The organism is Pseudomonas sp. UV AK001, assembly GCF_046097675.1.
GTDB classification, from domain to species: domain Bacteria; phylum Pseudomonadota; class Gammaproteobacteria; order Pseudomonadales; family Pseudomonadaceae; genus Aquipseudomonas; species Aquipseudomonas kribbensis.
In genome coordinates, this window is sequence record NZ_JBJUVZ010000003.1 from 55,508 (window position 1) to 70,738 (window position 15,231).

Here is a 15,231-nt window from a genome sequence, read left to right on the forward strand (position 1 = left end):
ATTATTTGGCACGATTACTGGAATACATAAGGCACTTTTAGAGAAAGCTCAGGAGTCACCCTTATGCTTAGCGTCCAGGATCGTGCCATCGTCAAATCCACTGTGCCTCTGCTGGAAAGCGGTGGTGAAGCGCTGATCACCCACTTCTACCGCATGATGCTCTCCGAGTACCCGGAAGTCCGCCCGCTGTTCAACCAGGCTCACCAGGCCAGCGGTGACCAGCCCCGCGCCCTGGCCAACGGCGTATTGATGTATGCCCGTCACATCGATCAACTCGACCAGTTGGGCGATCTGGTGGCGAAGATCATCAACAAGCATGTGGCGTTGCAGATTCTGCCGGAGCACTACCCGATCGTCGGCACCTGCCTGCTGCGCGCCATCTCCGAAGTGCTGGGCGATGAAATTGCCACGCCGGAGGTGATGAACGCCTGGGGCGCGGCCTACGGTCAGTTGGCCGAGATCCTGATCGGCGCCGAAACCGCGATCTATGACCAGAAAGAGCAGGCCGTCGGCGGCTGGCGCGGGGCGCGGGAGTTCATCGTTGTGGCCAAGGTCGAGGAGAGCGCGGAAATCATTTCCTTCTACTTCGAGCCGGCGGACAAGGGGCCGATTCTCGCAGCCGAGCCAGGCCAGTACATCGGCATGAAGCTGATCCTTGACGGCGAAGAAATCCGCCGCAATTACTCGCTGTCAGCCTTGGCTAACAAAGGCCAGTACCGCATCAGCGTCAAGCGTGAACCGGGCGGCCGCGCGTCCAATCACCTGCACGATCAACTGCATGTCGGTGCGAGCATCCAGCTGTTCCCGCCATCGGGCGAGTTCACCCTGACTGCCAGCGACAAACCTCTGGTGCTGATCAGCGGCGGCGTTGGTATCACGCCAACTCTGGCGATGCTGGAAGCGGCGCTGGAAACCGAGCGTCCGGTGCATTTCATTCACTGCGCGCGCAATGGCAGCGTGCATGCGTTCCGTGACTGGATCGACGGTCTGGCCGAGCGTCATCCGCAGCTCAAGCGCTTCTATTGCTACGCCGAAGATGACGGCGTGAGCCCGGCGGCGGACAAGGTCGGGTTGCTGAGCGAGGAGCAACTGGGCGAGTGGTTGCCGGCGGAGCGTGATGTGGACGCTTACTTCCTCGGGCCGAAAGGTTTCATGGGGGCGATCAAGCGTCATCTGAAGGCGCTGGGTGTGCCGGAGAAGCAGAGCCGGTATGAGTTCTTCGGGCCGGCGGCGGCACTGGAATAAGCCTGATGAGCGACCCGAGATTATCGGGTCGCTTTTTTTTGAGCGGTTCCGATTCTTAAAAAGTGTTTAAAGGTTAATCGTTTCTTAACCGGTTTATCGTTTATTCCCCGATGCTGATGATAGGCGCTCGTTCGTTTACATGATCAGGATCGCCCCCATGTCGCACATCGCCTCTTCCCGTCGTTTCAGCCTGGCCACGTTGGGCCTGTCGGTTGCCTTGCTGTCCAGTCCGTTTGTCTTTGCCGAATCCGCGTTGATCCAGCCGCAGACCCTGATCGTCGATCAGAGCCTGCCCAAGGCGCAGCGTGATGCAATGGAACTGGCGGCGCGGCGTTATGGCAGTTTCTGGAACACGGGCGAAGAGGCGTTGGCCACCGCAGCCCTGTCGCCGCAGTTTGTCGACAAGACCCCGCCGGAAGGCCGGGTCCAGGGGCCGACCGGGCCGCTGCTGGCGTCGAAGTTCTTTCGCACGGCGGTGCCGGACCTGAGCTGCGAGATCGAACAAATGATCGTCGCCGGTGATCGCGTGGTGGTGCATCTGCACTTTCGCGGACATTTCACCGGTACGTTCAAGGCTCTCAAAGGGCAGGGCCAGCGTGTAGACTTCCGGGCAACCGATATCTATCAGATCGACAACGGTCGCATCGCGGCCAATTGGCATATCGAAGACAACATCAGCCTGATGGCGCAACTGCAAGCGCAGCCGCCGGCCAGCTGAACCATGGACATGAAAGGGAAACGCGATGAGCGAGGAAACGATTCGATTGGGACGTGAACGGCGCTATCTGGTGTTGCTGGGCGTCATCTGCCTGGCGCTGATCGGTGGCGCGCTGTACATGCAGATCGTGCTGGGCGAGGCGCCATGCCCGCTGTGCATCCTGCAGCGTTATGCCTTGCTGCTGATCGCGCTGTTCGCGTTCATTGGCGCGGCCATGCGCACCCGCCGCAGCATCACCGTGTTCGAGGTGCTGGTGGTGATTTGCGCGATTGCCGGAGCCGGCGTCGCCGGGCATCACGTGTACACCCAGTTCTACCCGGCGGTGAGTTGCGGCATCGATGTGCTGCAGCCGATCGTCGATGACCTGCCGCTGGCGAAGATCTTCCCGCTGGGCTTCCAGGTCGACGGTTTCTGCTCGACGCCGTACCCGCCGATCCTCGGTCTGTCGCTGGCGCAATGGGCCCTGGTGGCTTTCGTGCTGGTGGTGATCCTGGTGCCGCTGTTGACCTCGCGCAACCGAAAAGCATTGCGCTGAATCAACTTTTCGGCCCCTGCGCCGATAACACAAACGCCTCGATTTGCAGTGACGCAAATCGGGGCGTTTTGCATTTCAGGGTCTTTGTGAAAACGTCGTGACGAACGGCAAGGGACGGTGCGACAGGTGTGCGACATGTTGTCACACACGCCGTGTCGCAGTGCCTTTCGCGGGCCCGGATTGGAGTGTTGTTACAAAAAAGGATTGGTCTGTTTCAGGGTTTTTCGGCTTTGGGACGCTGGTGCCGGAACAGGCAGTTTTAACAACCTGTGGCAATTGGCCAAAGCCCTTGGGTTATCGGGGTTTAAGCGCTTCACGGTGTCGGAAAAAGTCTTCGGAACTGTCTGATCCGAGCCAGGTACACCTACATTTTTTGGTGTTTTTGTTGAGAATCGATTTCGATAACATGCGGAACTTTTGCAAAAACGGTGATGGATTGTTGCTCTGAGCGATAAAAATTATTTCGGGATAAGACATGGTGTATAGGGCGCTACCTATCTACAATCGCCCGCACTGAATTCCCGGCACTGTTCAACCTTTATAAGGAACTGAGCAGGAAGTCGGGTGTCGAGGGGCCGAAAGGCTTGCGAGACACCCAGGTGTCGGTGCCTTCCAACTTTCCGCACCAAATGGAATTGGTCTGTAACAAGGCCTTTGACCACGAATTCGAATAAGAACTGACCGCTGTCCCAGGATTTGTCGAGCGTCTGACGCGCGACGGGCGGCCCTTATTCAATCCAAAGAAAATGCCAACCCTTGGCAGGGTGAAGTGTTGGCGATCAAAACCCAACTGCATTGCGCAAGCTGCTTTAGAGGTCGTGAGATGAGTAAAAACAGGTACCCCAGATTACTAGGCCTAGTGCCGCTGCTCGGCACGTTGTTGCTGGGAGGCTGCAACATGACCTTGCTCAATCCAACGGGCCAGGTCGGCCTGGAACAGCGCAACCTGATCATCACCGCTACGCTGCTGATGCTGTTGGTTGTTGTGCCGGTCATCGTCATGACCTTCCTGTTCGCCTGGAAGTACCGCGCCTCCAACAAGAACGCCGTCTACACCCCGAAATGGTCGCACTCGACCAAGATCGAAGTGGCAGTCTGGACCATTCCGGTCCTGATCATCATTGCCCTGGGTTACATCACCTACAAGTCGACCCACTCGCTGGATCCGTATCGTCCGATCGAATCCGACGTCAAGCCTGTGACCATCGAAGTGGTCGCGCTGGACTGGAAGTGGCTGTTCATCTATCCGGAACAAGGCATCGCCACGGTCAACAAGATCGTGTTCCCGGCGCACACGCCAGTCAACTTCCGGATCACTTCGGACGCGGTGATGAACTCGTTCTTCATCCCGGGCCTGGGCGGCCAGATCTACGCGATGGCGGGCATGACCACCAAGCTGCACCTGATCGCTGACCGCAACGCTGAAATGGACGGTATCTCCGCCAACTACAGCGGTGCCGGTTTCACCGGTATGAAATTCAAAGCGATCGCAACTTCTCAGGAAGATTTCGACGCCTGGGTAAGTGAAGTCAAAAAGGCACCTAAACAGCTTGAACAAGCTGAATACGCAGCCCTTGCCAAGCCAAGCCAGAACAATCCAGTCGAGCTCTACTCCTCGGTCACGCCGAACCTGTTCCAGACCATCGTCGACAAGTACGAAGGCATGAAACCGGGCAAGCCGCTGAAGCACGAGAAGAAAGAGAAAGAAGTGGCGGCAACGGATATGGACTCGAATTCGCATTCAGCTGCCGGGGCAGAGGAGTAAACGATGTTTGGTAAATTAAGTTGGGAAGCGATCCCTTTCCACGAGCCGATCGTGATGGTCACCATCTCGATGATCGCGCTCGGTGGTCTGGCGTTGTTCGCTGCAATCACCTACTTCAAGAAGTGGACTTACCTGTGGACCGAGTGGCTGACGTCGGTCGACCACAAGAAAATCGGCGTGATGTACATCATCGTTGCCATGGTCATGCTGCTGCGTGGCTTTGCCGACGCCATCATGATGCGTACCCAGCTGGCCATGGCCACCGAGGGTTCGCCTGGCTACCTGCCACCTGAACACTATGACCAGATCTTCACCGCTCACGGTGTGATCATGATCATCTTCATGGCGATGCCATTCTTCACCGGCCTGATGAACCTTGCAGTGCCGCTGCAGATCGGTGCCCGTGACGTTGCGTTCCCGTTCCTGAACTCCCTGAGCTTCTGGCTGCTGGTGTCCGGCGTCGTGCTGATCAACCTGTCCCTGGGCGTCGGCGAATTCGCCAAGACCGGCTGGGTTGCCTATCCACCGCTGTCGGGTCTGCAATACAGCCCTGGCGTGGGGATGGACTACTACATCTGGGCGCTACAGCTATCGGGTCTGGGTACAACGTTAACCGGGGTCAACTTCCTCGCGACCGTGCTGAAAATGCGTACCCCGGGCATGAAACTGATGGACATGCCGATCTTCACCTGGACCTGCACCTGGGCAAACGTTCTGATCGTGGCTTCGTTCCCGATCCTGACCGCTACCCTGGCACTGCTGACCCTTGACCGTTACATGGATTTCCACATTTTCACCAATGAACTTGGTGGCAATCCAATGATGTACGTCAACCTGTTCTGGGCATGGGGCCACCCTGAGGTTTACATCCTGATCCTGCCGGCCTTCGGCATCTTCTCGGAAGTGATCTCGGCCTTCACCGGCAAGAAACTGTTCGGCCACCACTCGATGATCTACGCTTCGGGCGCGATCTCGGTACTGGGCTTCATGGTTTGGCTGCACCACTTCTTCACCATGGGTTCGGGTGCCAGCGTCAACGCCTTCTTCGGTCTGGCGACGATGCTGATTTCCATCCCGACGGGTGTGAAACTGTTCAACTGGCTGTTCACCATCTACCAGGGCCGTCTGCGCTTCACCAGCCAGGTTCTGTGGACCCTGGGCTTCATGGTGACCTTCGCCATCGGCGGCATGACCGGCGTACTGCTGGCCATCCCGGGTGCTGACTTCGTTCTGCACAACAGCCTGTTCGTGATCGCGCACTTCCACAACGTGATCATCGGCGGCGCGGTATTCGGCTACATCGCAGGTTTCGGCTTCTACTTCCCGAAAGCGTTCGGCTTCAAGCTGCACGAAGGCTGGGGTAAAGCAGCGTTCTGGTTCTGGATCTCGGGCTTCTTCGTCGCGTTCATGCCGCTCTATGCACTGGGCTTCATGGGCATGACCCGTCGTCTGAACGCCACCACCAACCCTGAGTGGGTACCGTACCTGTACGTTGCCATGTTCGGTGCGATCCTGATCGCCGTTGGTATCGCTTGCCAGCTGATCCAGCTGTACGTGTCGGTACGTGACCGCAACAAGCCGGAAAACATGTGCGAACACGGTGACCCGTGGAATGCCCATACCCTGGAATGGTCGACCTCGTCGCCACCTCCGTTCTACAACTTCGCTGTGCTGCCTAAGGCTGACTGCATCGACCCGTTCACCGAAGCCAAGGAAAACGGTACTGCGTACCAGACTCCGGCCAAGTACGAGCCGATCCACATGCCGAACAACACCGCCACTGGCGTGGTGATGGGCGCACTGCTGACCGTATTCGGTTTCGCGATGATCTGGCACATCTGGTGGTTGGCGATCGCCAGCCTGGCCGGCACTGTCATCTACTTCGTGATCCACGCTGCACGTGACGACCAGGGCTACATGGTTCCGGTTGAAACGATCGAGCGCATCGAAGCCGAGCAGCACAAGCGTCTGGTAGCGGCCGGGAAGATCCCTGCTTCCGCGACCCGTGTTGAAACCAAGTTGGAACAGGCTTAAACAATGTCGAACTTAGTGACCAATGCTGGACACGCCCATGGCCACGACCATGGGCACGATGACCATCACCACGACTCGGGCGAGATGACCGTATACGGTTTCTGGCTCTACCTGATGACCGACTGCATTCTGTTTGCGTCGATCTTCGCGGTATACGCGGTACTGGTAAACAACGTCGCCGGTGGCCCGTCGGGCCACGACATCTTCGAACTGCCATACGTGCTGGGCGAAACCGCTCTGCTGTTGTTCAGTTCGATCACCTACGGCTTCGCCATGCTGGCGTTGTACAAAGGCAAGAAGCAGCAGGTTCTGGGCTGGTTGTTCATGACCTTCCTGCTCGGCGCAGGCTTCATCGCCATGGAGATCAACGAGTTCCACCTGCTGATCTCCGAGGGCTTCGGTCCTAGCCGTTCGGGCTTCCTGTCGGCGTTCTTCACCCTGGTCGGTACCCACGGTCTGCACGTATCCGCGGGTCTGATCTGGATGGGCATCATGATGTACCAGGTCAACAAGCACGGCCTGACGGCGACCAACAAGACCCGTCTGAGCTGCCTGAGCCTGTTCTGGCACTTCCTGGACGTGGTGTGGATCTGCGTATTCACCGTTGTTTACCTGATGGGGACCCTGTAATGGCTAATGCACACTCCCATGACAGCCATGATGCTGGCCACGGCAGCGTAAAGTCGTACGCCATCGGCTTCATCCTGTCGGTGATCCTGACCGTCATCCCGTTCGGCCTGGTGATGTTCCCGACCCTGCCGAAATCCACCACGCTGGCAATCGTCCTGCTGTTCGCGGTAATCCAGGTGATCGTTCACCTGTATTACTTCCTGCACCTGGACCGCTCCGTTGCCCAACGTAACAACGTGATCGCGTTCGTCTTTACGGCCATCGTGATCGTGCTGCTGGTCGGTCTGTCGCTGTGGATCATGTTCAGCATCCACACCTACATGATGGCGAAGTGAGGTAGACCCGATGTCGCTCAAGCACTTTATCCAAATCACCAAACCGGGGATCATTTTCGGTAACGTGCTTTCTGTGGCAGGCGGGTTCTTCCTGGCCTCGAAAGGGCATGTAGATCTGGCGGTGTTCCTGGCCGCCATGATCGGCACTTCCCTGGTCGTGGCCTCCGGTTGCGTGTTCAACAACTGCATCGACCGCGACATCGACCTGAAGATGGAACGCACCAAGAACCGGGTGCTGGTCCAGGGCCTTATCTCCCTGAAACTGGCCCTGGTCTATGCGACCGTCCTGGGTGTCGCCGGCGTTGCGTTGCTGTACAAGGTGGCCAACCCGTTGGCTGCCCTGTTCGCCGTGATCGGCTTCATCATCTACGTCGGCTTCTACAGCCTGTACCTCAAGCGCAAGTCGGTTCACGGCACGCTGGTGGGCAGTCTGTCGGGCGCCATGCCACCGGTGATCGGTTACGTGGCCGTGACCAACAGCTTCGACATGGCCGCGCTGACCCTGCTGGTGATGTTCAGCCTGTGGCAGATGCCGCATTCCTACGCCATCGCGATCTTCCGCTTCAACGATTACCTGGCCGCATCGATTCCGGTGCTGCCAGTGAAGCGCGGGATCCAGGTGGCCAAGAAGCACATCCTGTTCTACATCCTGGCGTTCCTCGTGGCGACCCTGATGCTGACCTTCAGCGGCTACGCCGGCATGAGCTACCTCGCCGTCGCCGCGGCCATGGGCATGTACTGGCTGTACATGGCCTGGACCGGCTACAAGGCGGTGGATGACACGGTCTGGGCACGCAAGCTGTTCGTGTTCTCGATCTTCACCATCACCGCGTTGAGCGTCATGATGTCCCTGGACTTCAAGGTGCCGACCGAGCTGCTGCTGACGTACGCGCCGTAAGGTCCGAACGTTGTACGAGAAACCCCGTTCATCGAGAGATGAGCGGGGTTTTTTGTTGTCCGCGGCAAGTGAATCCGTCACAGCGGTTTGGGTTAAGCCGTAAATGATTAACCAGAAATCGACAGGTTGCGGTCACCAGGCAAAAGCCCTAGATTCGGATCCAACTTCACGCATCGATCAAGAGGCTGGGCGAAATGACTGAGAGGATGACCTGCGACGAACGCTTCATTGCCCTGGCAAAAGAGCTGAATTACGACATCAATGGCGAGAACACGGTGGGCGGTAATTACGCGCCGCTGGTGCGTCATCACGATGAGCTGTACATCAGTGGCATGGTGCCGCGCACCGAGGGCAAGATTCAGTATCCCGGCCGGGTCGGTCTGGAGCTGACGCTCAAGGACGCGCAAGCCGCCGCGAGCATCAGCGCCATGCGTTGCCTGGCGTTCATCGTCGATGCGGTCGGTTCGCTGGACAAGGTCAGGGCGCTGTTGCGGGTCACGGTCTATGTGAAGTCGACCCCGGACTTCGTCGACCTGAGCGAAGTGGCCAACGGCGCATCCGACGTCTTCAGTTATGTACTGGGCGATGCAGGTCGGCATACCCGCACCACCGTCGGCGTCTATCAGTTGCCGAAAAACGCGGCCATCGAAGTCGACATGATCGCGGCGGTACACCCGTCGGCGTAATCGCTGAAAGCCGCACAACAAAAAGCCCCGCCTGAGATTCAGAGCGGGGCTTTTTCGTCAGCGCTGCGCTTACTGGGCAGCGATGCTGTAACCATCGAATGCGGTCTGCTGTTGCAGGGCGGTGATGATGTTCTTGCGGTTGATCGCGTGTTCGGTGCCGGCGTTGTCGACGAAGGTCTCGCCTTCGATTTCTGCTTCTTCGCCTTCACCGACGAAAGTGAAACCGAGGAACTCCAGCGCTTCACGATCCACGTTCAGGCGCGAACGCGGCGTGCGCATTGGCAGGGTCACGCTGATGCCGTCCTTGCTGATGCTGAACACTTCGACGTCTTTCTTGGCGCGTGCGGCTTTGCTCTTGCCACCGCTCGGGTTGCTGATCGCCTGATGGGTCTGGTTCAGCACCTTGAGGGCCAGGCCGTAGACGATTTCCTGGAACGCCGGATCGTCCTTGAAGCTGGACAGGATGCGGCTGATCGGGAACTTGCTGCTCAGGTCTTCGAGGGCTGCGATGTCGGCCGCCTCGGCGTCTTTCAGGCGCTTGAGCTGGCCCATCAGCTCGTAGGCCTGATCGTCATCGAAGCGATCATGGGCCTGACGGATGGCGGCGCGCAGTTCACGGATCTGCTCGCTCTCGCGGGTCGACTGGAACGCGTCGAGCACCATTTCGCTGATGATCTTCGCTTGTGGAATGTGTTGTGAAAGATTGATGGAGTTTTCGTATTCCGCTTTGGACGACAGGGTGACTACGGATTCAGCGGTGTTGAAATCGGACATTGAAATTTCACTACTTTTTAACTTGGGATAAGACGAGAAAGCATGGGGGGGCTTTTTCAGGCCGACTAATTTAGGGGAGCGGGGCAGTGTTGTCACGGAGCAACGGCCCGATGGAGTTGATTATTTGCCCGGCGTATTCAGGTTCATCGAACGGACGATCCACTGTTCGGCGTTCTGTTGATCCACCGGCAGCGAGAAGCGAAAGGTCGCGCCCCGTCCTGCGACATCGAGCAACTGGATCTCGCGCCCGTGCAGTTGCAGGATCCGGTGCACGATCCGCAGGCCCAGTCCGCCGTCGCGTCGCGCGCCGCCGATATTGAAGGGACGCAGGAACAAACCTTCACGCAACTCGGCGGCGATGCCGGGGCCGGTGTCACTGACGGTGATTTCAACCAGTGCACCCCGGGGTTTCAGGCCGAGTTCGATTTCGCCCCCCGGCGGCGTATGGCGCAAGGCGTTATCGAACAGGTTGGTCAGCACCCGTTCGATCAGCCCGAGGTCAGCGCAGACGGTCGGCAGATTGGCGCTGAAGCTGGCCTTGAGTTCGACGTTCCGGGCCTCGGCGCCCAATTCGAATTTCTGGAAGATGTCCTGGACCAGATCGGTCAGGGAAAACTGCTCTAGCACAGGCTGCACGAAGCCATGCTCAAGGCGCACCAGTTCCAGCAGCGATTGCGCGAGCCCGCCGACCTTGCGGCTCTGATCCAGGGCGATCCCCAGATAGCGGCGGCGTTCTTCGGGAGACAGGGTGGCGTCCTTGAGTGACAGCGTTTCCAGGTAACCATGCAGCGAAGCCAGCGGTGTGCGCAGATCGTGGGAAATATTCGCCACCAGTTCCCGGCGTTCCTGATCCTGACGGGTCAATGAGCGCCACTGTTCGCCGAGGCGGTTTTGCATTTGCCGGAACGCCGCGTCGAGCACGGCGATTTCGTCCGGGTCGGCAGACTTGTCCACAGGCGTCGGCGCGATTGGCAGCGATTGCGGTGCGCCGTCGATATCGAAGCGACCCACGGTTTCGGTCAACCGACGCAATGGCCGGGTGATCAGGTTGAATGCCGTCAGACCGGCAATCAGGCACAGGAACGCCACCAGACCGATGGACAGCAACGCCGTATTCAACGCCGCGCTGGTGGCGCCGCGTTCGGCGAAACGGTCGTGCGCTTCGCTGAGCAAGACCACGTAAAGGTAACCGGCCGGCTTGCCGTTGACCTGCAACGGCGCGGCGCTGAACACCTTGCGCCCGTCGACGCTGCGCGGGTCGTCGCCGAGGATCGGCAGCGGTTGATCATTGAGCAGTCGCCGGATCGGTTGCAGGTCGACAGTCTGCCGACGCAGGCGTCCTTCTGGTGCGGCGTTGCCGACGATCCGGCCTTCGGTGTCGAGCAGGTACACCTCGACACTCGGGTTGACCAGCATCAACTGGCTGAACAGTTCGCGCACCGCGCCGGGCATCAGGCCGTTGCTGTCCATCAGTACCGTGTCATGGGCGATGTGTTGCGCCAGATCCCGGGACAGCCCCTGCACCACCTCCAGCTCATGCATCTGGCTGGAGCGCACCTGCAACCACGCCGACGTGCCACAGCACGCCAGCAGCAACACGGCGAATACCAGGGACAGGCGCTGCGTCAGGGTCAGTTTCATGGTTGTTCTGTACCCGTGCCGAATTTGTAGCCACGGCCCCACACCGTGAGGATGCGCACCGGTTGTGCCGGATCTGCCTCGATCTTCGCCCGCAGGCGATTGATGTGGGTGTTGACCGTGTGTTCGTAACCTTCGTGGCTGTAACCCCAGACCGCGTTGAGCAGGTCCATGCGCGAGAACACCTTGCCCGGCTGGCGGGCGAAGAAGTACAGCAGGTCGAACTCCCGAGGGGTGAGGTCCAGGCGCTGGCCGTTCAGGGCGACGTCACGGGTGATCGGGTCGATGGTCAGGCCGTCGAGGCTCAGGCTGCCGGCGTCCATCTTCAGGTTGCGGGCCATGGCGTCTACCCGGCGCAGCAGGGCTTTGACCCGGGCGACGAGTTCAAGCATCGAAAACGGTTTGGCGAGGTAATCGTCGGCGCCCAGTTCCAGGCCAAGGATACGGTGCAGTTCGCTGGAGCGGGCGCTGGTGATGATGATTGGTGTATAGCGGGCCATGGCCCGGGCGCGGCGGCAGATTTCCAGGCCGTCGACGCCCGGCAGCATGAGGTCGAGGATCAGTGCATCCCAGTGACCTTGCTGCAGCAGGCGCATGCCTTCGTCGCCGTCGGCGCTGTGGACCACCTCGAATTGTTCGTCCCGCAGATGCAGGCAAATGAGGTCGGCAATGTGCAGGTCGTCCTCGACCACCAGGACGCGTTTGGTCTGTTCCATGAAGCTCAATCCTTCGGCGCAATGTGCGCATTGTGCGGGTTTTCCTCGGGGCGAGTTATCACGAATTGTTTAACTTCCCGTGAGGATTTGGCGATCAACCCAAGCCTAGGCTGTGTTCCACGACAGGCATCTGGAATTTTGGGAGACGGCCATGTTTTCACGGCGACAGATTCTGGCAACGGGCGGCGGGCTGGGGCTTGCAGCGTTACTGGCAGGTGTATTGCCAAAGTTATCCACGGGCTCGGCGCTGGTCGGTGAGGCACTCGCCGACGAGGCGTTCGAAGTGACCCACAGCGATAGCGAATGGCATGCGCTGCTGACAGACGAGCAATTCGACGTGCTGCGCAAGGAGGGCACGGAGCGGGCCTACAGCAGTCCCCTGAACAACGAGCATCGGGCCGGCACGTTCGCCTGTGCCGGCTGCGATCTGGCGCTGTTTTCGTCGGACACCAAGTTCGACAGCCGCACCGGCTGGCCGAGTTTCTGGGCGCCGCTGGAACACGCCGTGGCCACCCGCCAGGACCGGTCCTTCGGCATGACCCGGGAGGAAGTTCACTGCCGACGTTGCGGCGGTCACCTCGGCCATGTGTTCGACGACGGGCCCAAACCCACCGGTCTGCGCTACTGCATGAACGGCCTGGCCATGACCTTCAAACCCGTGGCGGCCTGAGTCGTGGCCCGCCTGCAATCTTCACTCACTACAGGACGACACCATGTGGCTCTTGGTTCTCGCTTATCTCGGCGGTGTGCTGACGATCGTCAGCCCGTGCATCCTGCCGGTTCTGCCTTTTGTCTTCGCTCGCACCGGGCAGCCGTTTATCAAGAGTGGCTTGCCGCTGTTGGCCGGGATGGCACTGACCTTCGCCCTCGTCGCGACACTGGCGGCGGTTGGCGGCGGTTGGGTGGTGCAAGTCAATCAGTACGGTCGCTGGCTCGCGTTGCTGTTCGTTGCACTGTTCGGGCTGACCTTGCTGCTGCCGCATCTGGCCGAGCGTCTGACCCGGCCGCTGGTGTCCGCCGGCAGTCGCCTGTCGGAGGCCGCCGGCCAGGACAATCGTCCGCGTCCCGGCGCGTCGTTTCTGATCGGTGTCGCCACGGGGTTGCTGTGGGCGCCTTGCGCCGGGCCAATCCTCGGCTTGATTCTGACCGGTGCCGCGCTGCAAGGGGCAAGCATCGCCACCACGCTGTTGTTGCTCGCTTACGCGGCGGGCGCGGCTACGTCGCTGGCTGCGGCGCTGCTGCTGGGCGGTAAGGTCTTCGCGCTGATGAAGCGCTCGATCGGCACCGGCGAGTGGATCCGCCGCGGGCTCGGCGCTGCGATGCTGGCCGGTGTGGCCGCCATCGCGCTGGGCCTCGATACCGGGATTCTGGCGCGGGTGTCGACGGCCTCTACCGGAGGACTGGAGCAGGCGCTGGTCGGCAAGCTCTCGGGGAAATCCCCTCAGGGCAACGGCACGATGATGGCGCAGATTCCCGCAGCGGATGACACGGCAAACGGCAGCATGATGGCTGCTGGCGGCGCGATGAAAATGGCCGCCAAGGCACCGGGCTCGTTGCCGGTCGAGGGTCAGTTGCCGCCGCTCGATGGCGCGGTGCAATGGCTTAACTCCGCCCCCCTGGATGCACAGGCATTGAAGGGCAAAGTGGTGCTGGTGGATTTCTGGACCTACTCCTGCATCAACTGCCTGCGCACCTTGCCTTACGTCAAAGCCTGGGCCGAGAAGTACAAGGATCAGGGCCTGGTGGTGATCGGCGTGCATGCCCCGGAATTCGCTTTCGAGCGTGATGTAGGCAACGTCACCAAAGCCATGAAGGAACTGGGCATCAACTACCCGGTGGCCATCGATAACGACTACAGGATCTGGCGTGCTTTCAGCAATGAATACTGGCCGGCGCATTACTTTGCCGACGCCCAGGGGCGCATTCGTTACCACCATTTTGGCGAAGGGGACTACGCCGAATCGGAACGGGTCATCCAGCAACTGCTGCGTGAGGCCGGTGCGAAAACCGTCGCCGACGGTCTGATCAATGCCGATGCCCAAGGCGTGCAGCTGGCGCCGGACATGAATCAGGTGCTGTCGCCGGAAACTTACGTCGGCTACCAGCGTGCGGAACATTTCGTACCGGAAACCAGCCTTGTGCCTGACAAGGTGGCGGCTTACACGGCGCCGACCAACCTGGCTCTAAATGACTGGAGTCTGGGCGGGCAATGGGCAGTCGGTGCCGAGCGCGCCACCGCCAGCGCGCCGGCCAGCCGTATCGTTTACCGCTTCCATGCCCGCGATCTGCATCTTGTGCTGGGTCCGGGAACGGACGGCAAACCGGTGCGCTTCAAAGTGACCATCGACGGTCAGGCGCCGGGCGATGCCCACGGTGTCGACGTGGCGCCCGACGGCAGTGGTCGGGTCACCGAACAGCGTTTGTATCAATTGGTGCGGCAAACCGATGGGGTGAAGGACCGAACCTTCAGCATCGAGTTTCTCGATCCGGGCGTTTCGGCCTACGCCTTTACCTTCGGCTGATCAGGAGTGCGTGACATGAAAACTCGAATCATCTGGCGTCGTCTGTTGTTGGGCGTCGCGGCGGCCGGAGTGATCGGACAGTGCTCGGCGTTTTCCTTCGGTGGCGAGGAAGGCGTGGTCATTCCACCGCCAGCGCTTGATGAAAACACCCAGGCACACAGCGAGACAGCAGTCTTCGCCGGCGGCTGTTTTTGGGGTGTGCAGGGTGTTTTTCAGCACGTCAAAGGTGTGCAGAAAGCCGTCTCCGGATACGCCGGCGGCGCGGCGAATACAGCGGAATATGAGCGGGTCAGCGAGGGCGATACCGGGCATGCCGAGTCGGTACAAGTCACCTTCGACCCGACCCAGGTCAGCTACGGCAGCCTGTTGCAGATCTACTTCTCGGTGGCCCACAACCCGACAGAACTCAACCGACAGGGCCCGGACAGCGGCACCCAATATCGATCGGCGTTGTTCCCGGTCAATGCCGATCAGCAACGCGTTGCGCAGGCCTATATCGCCCAGCTTGATGCGGCGCATGCCTACAGCAAACCCATCGTGACCCGACTGGAAACCTACAACGGCTTCTATCCGGCGGAGGACTATCACCAGGACTTCCTCACCGAACATCCGACCTATCCGTACATCGTGATCAACGACCTGCCGAAAGTGGCGCAGTTGAAGCAGCTGTTCGCCGAGCGTTATCAGGAGAAACCGGTGCTGGTGAAAAGCGGGTCGTGATCACCGGTTGTCCAA

At 59.8% G+C, this 15,231-nt stretch carries 15 protein-coding genes; 12 read left to right on the forward strand and 3 right to left on the reverse strand.

What is annotated here, in order from left to right; all coding sequences use genetic code 11:
- Positions 1-63 precede the first annotated feature (63 nt).
- From hmpA to ACKLNA_RS11330, 9 genes are all read left to right on the forward strand, one after another.
- Positions 64-1,245, forward strand: coding sequence for an NO-inducible flavohemoprotein (hmpA, locus tag ACKLNA_RS11290; protein WP_408985895.1), 1,182 nt, complete (start codon positions 64-66; stop codon positions 1,243-1,245).
- Positions 1,246-1,402: 157 nt separating this feature from the next.
- On the forward strand, positions 1,403-1,963 hold the full coding sequence (locus ACKLNA_RS11295) for an ester cyclase (protein WP_248739335.1): 561 nt from the start codon (positions 1,403-1,405) through the stop codon (positions 1,961-1,963).
- A gap of 25 nt (positions 1,964-1,988) precedes the next feature.
- Entirely contained in the window at positions 1,989-2,498 is a 510-nt protein-coding gene (locus ACKLNA_RS11300) for a disulfide bond formation protein B (protein ID WP_085709370.1), read from the forward strand.
- 823 nt (positions 2,499-3,321) lie between these two features.
- On the forward strand, positions 3,322-4,263 hold the full coding sequence (gene cyoA, locus ACKLNA_RS11305; protein WP_065261342.1) for a ubiquinol oxidase subunit II: 942 nt from the start codon (positions 3,322-3,324) through the stop codon (positions 4,261-4,263).
- A gap of 3 nt (positions 4,264-4,266) precedes the next feature.
- The gene (cyoB, locus tag ACKLNA_RS11310) at positions 4,267-6,297 is read left to right on the forward strand and encodes a cytochrome o ubiquinol oxidase subunit I (RefSeq protein ID WP_085701769.1); all 2,031 of its coding nucleotides are present in this window, start codon (positions 4,267-4,269) and stop codon (positions 6,295-6,297) included.
- A 3-nt stretch (positions 6,298-6,300) separates the two neighbouring features.
- Entirely contained in the window at positions 6,301-6,927 is a 627-nt protein-coding gene (locus ACKLNA_RS11315) for a cytochrome o ubiquinol oxidase subunit III (RefSeq protein WP_007956720.1), read from the forward strand.
- Complete coding sequence (cyoD, locus tag ACKLNA_RS11320) at positions 6,927-7,262, forward strand: cytochrome o ubiquinol oxidase subunit IV (RefSeq protein ID WP_085709371.1); 336 nt, start codon at positions 6,927-6,929, stop codon at positions 7,260-7,262. Before ACKLNA_RS11315 ends, cyoD begins: the two co-directional genes overlap by 1 nt.
- A gap of 10 nt (positions 7,263-7,272) precedes the next feature.
- Entirely contained in the window at positions 7,273-8,160 is an 888-nt protein-coding gene (cyoE, locus tag ACKLNA_RS11325; RefSeq protein WP_039765651.1) for a heme o synthase, read from the forward strand.
- 194 nt (positions 8,161-8,354) lie between these two features.
- The gene (locus ACKLNA_RS11330; protein ID WP_085709372.1) at positions 8,355-8,846 is read left to right on the forward strand and encodes a RidA family protein; all 492 of its coding nucleotides are present in this window, start codon (positions 8,355-8,357) and stop codon (positions 8,844-8,846) included.
- Between the two features lie 69 nt (positions 8,847-8,915).
- On the opposite strand, the gene ACKLNA_RS11335 is transcribed toward ACKLNA_RS11330, so the two are convergent.
- The 3 genes from ACKLNA_RS11335 to ACKLNA_RS11345 all read right to left on the reverse strand — a co-directional run bounded on the left by ACKLNA_RS11335 (position 8,916) and on the right by ACKLNA_RS11345 (position 11,974).
- Positions 8,916-9,620, reverse strand: a complete 705-nt coding sequence (locus ACKLNA_RS11335) for a hypothetical protein (RefSeq protein ID WP_408985896.1) — start codon at positions 9,618-9,620, stop codon at positions 8,916-8,918.
- Positions 9,621-9,740: 120 nt separating this feature from the next.
- A complete protein-coding gene (locus tag ACKLNA_RS11340) occupies positions 9,741-11,261 on the reverse strand; it encodes a sensor histidine kinase (protein ID WP_408985897.1) in 1,521 nt (506 codons plus the stop codon).
- On the reverse strand, positions 11,258-11,974 hold the full coding sequence (locus tag ACKLNA_RS11345) for a response regulator transcription factor (RefSeq protein WP_192552329.1): 717 nt from the start codon (positions 11,972-11,974) through the stop codon (positions 11,258-11,260). Before ACKLNA_RS11345 ends, ACKLNA_RS11340 begins: the two co-directional genes overlap by 4 nt.
- Positions 11,975-12,125: 151 nt before the next feature.
- Here ACKLNA_RS11345 and msrB point away from each other — a divergent pair, with 151 nt between their 5' ends.
- From msrB to msrA, 3 genes are read left to right on the forward strand one after another with little or no spacing between them, the layout of a single operon-like run.
- Positions 12,126-12,644, forward strand: coding sequence for a peptide-methionine (R)-S-oxide reductase MsrB (msrB, locus tag ACKLNA_RS11350; RefSeq protein ID WP_408985898.1), 519 nt, complete (start codon positions 12,126-12,128; stop codon positions 12,642-12,644).
- 43 nt (positions 12,645-12,687) lie between these two features.
- On the forward strand, positions 12,688-14,496 hold the full coding sequence (locus tag ACKLNA_RS11355; protein ID WP_408985899.1) for a cytochrome c biogenesis protein DipZ: 1,809 nt from the start codon (positions 12,688-12,690) through the stop codon (positions 14,494-14,496).
- A gap of 15 nt (positions 14,497-14,511) precedes the next feature.
- A complete protein-coding gene (gene msrA, locus ACKLNA_RS11360) occupies positions 14,512-15,216 on the forward strand; it encodes a peptide-methionine (S)-S-oxide reductase MsrA (RefSeq protein WP_408985900.1) in 705 nt (234 codons plus the stop codon).
- Positions 15,217-15,231 lie beyond the last annotated feature (15 nt).

Coding starts and splice junctions, on each gene's coding strand:
- hmpA (WP_408985895.1), top strand. CDS start 64: ATGCTTAGCGTCCAGGATCGTGCCATCGTCAAATCCACTGTGCCTCTG.
- ACKLNA_RS11295 (WP_248739335.1), top strand. CDS start 1,403: ATGTCGCACATCGCCTCTTCCCGTCGTTTCAGCCTGGCCACGTTGGGC.
- ACKLNA_RS11300 (WP_085709370.1), top strand. CDS start 1,989: ATGAGCGAGGAAACGATTCGATTGGGACGTGAACGGCGCTATCTGGTG.
- cyoA (WP_065261342.1), top strand. CDS start 3,322: ATGAGTAAAAACAGGTACCCCAGATTACTAGGCCTAGTGCCGCTGCTC.
- cyoB (WP_085701769.1), top strand. CDS start 4,267: ATGTTTGGTAAATTAAGTTGGGAAGCGATCCCTTTCCACGAGCCGATC.
- ACKLNA_RS11315 (WP_007956720.1), top strand. CDS start 6,301: ATGTCGAACTTAGTGACCAATGCTGGACACGCCCATGGCCACGACCAT.
- cyoD (WP_085709371.1), top strand. CDS start 6,927: ATGGCTAATGCACACTCCCATGACAGCCATGATGCTGGCCACGGCAGC.
- cyoE (WP_039765651.1), top strand. CDS start 7,273: ATGTCGCTCAAGCACTTTATCCAAATCACCAAACCGGGGATCATTTTC.
- ACKLNA_RS11330 (WP_085709372.1), top strand. CDS start 8,355: ATGACTGAGAGGATGACCTGCGACGAACGCTTCATTGCCCTGGCAAAA.
- ACKLNA_RS11335 (WP_408985896.1), bottom strand. CDS start 9,620: ATGTCCGATTTCAACACCGCTGAATCCGTAGTCACCCTGTCGTCCAAA.
- ACKLNA_RS11340 (WP_408985897.1), bottom strand. CDS start 11,261: ATGAAACTGACCCTGACGCAGCGCCTGTCCCTGGTATTCGCCGTGTTG.
- ACKLNA_RS11345 (WP_192552329.1), bottom strand. CDS start 11,974: ATGGAACAGACCAAACGCGTCCTGGTGGTCGAGGACGACCTGCACATT.
- msrB (WP_408985898.1), top strand. CDS start 12,126: ATGTTTTCACGGCGACAGATTCTGGCAACGGGCGGCGGGCTGGGGCTT.
- ACKLNA_RS11355 (WP_408985899.1), top strand. CDS start 12,688: ATGTGGCTCTTGGTTCTCGCTTATCTCGGCGGTGTGCTGACGATCGTC.
- msrA (WP_408985900.1), top strand. CDS start 14,512: ATGAAAACTCGAATCATCTGGCGTCGTCTGTTGTTGGGCGTCGCGGCG.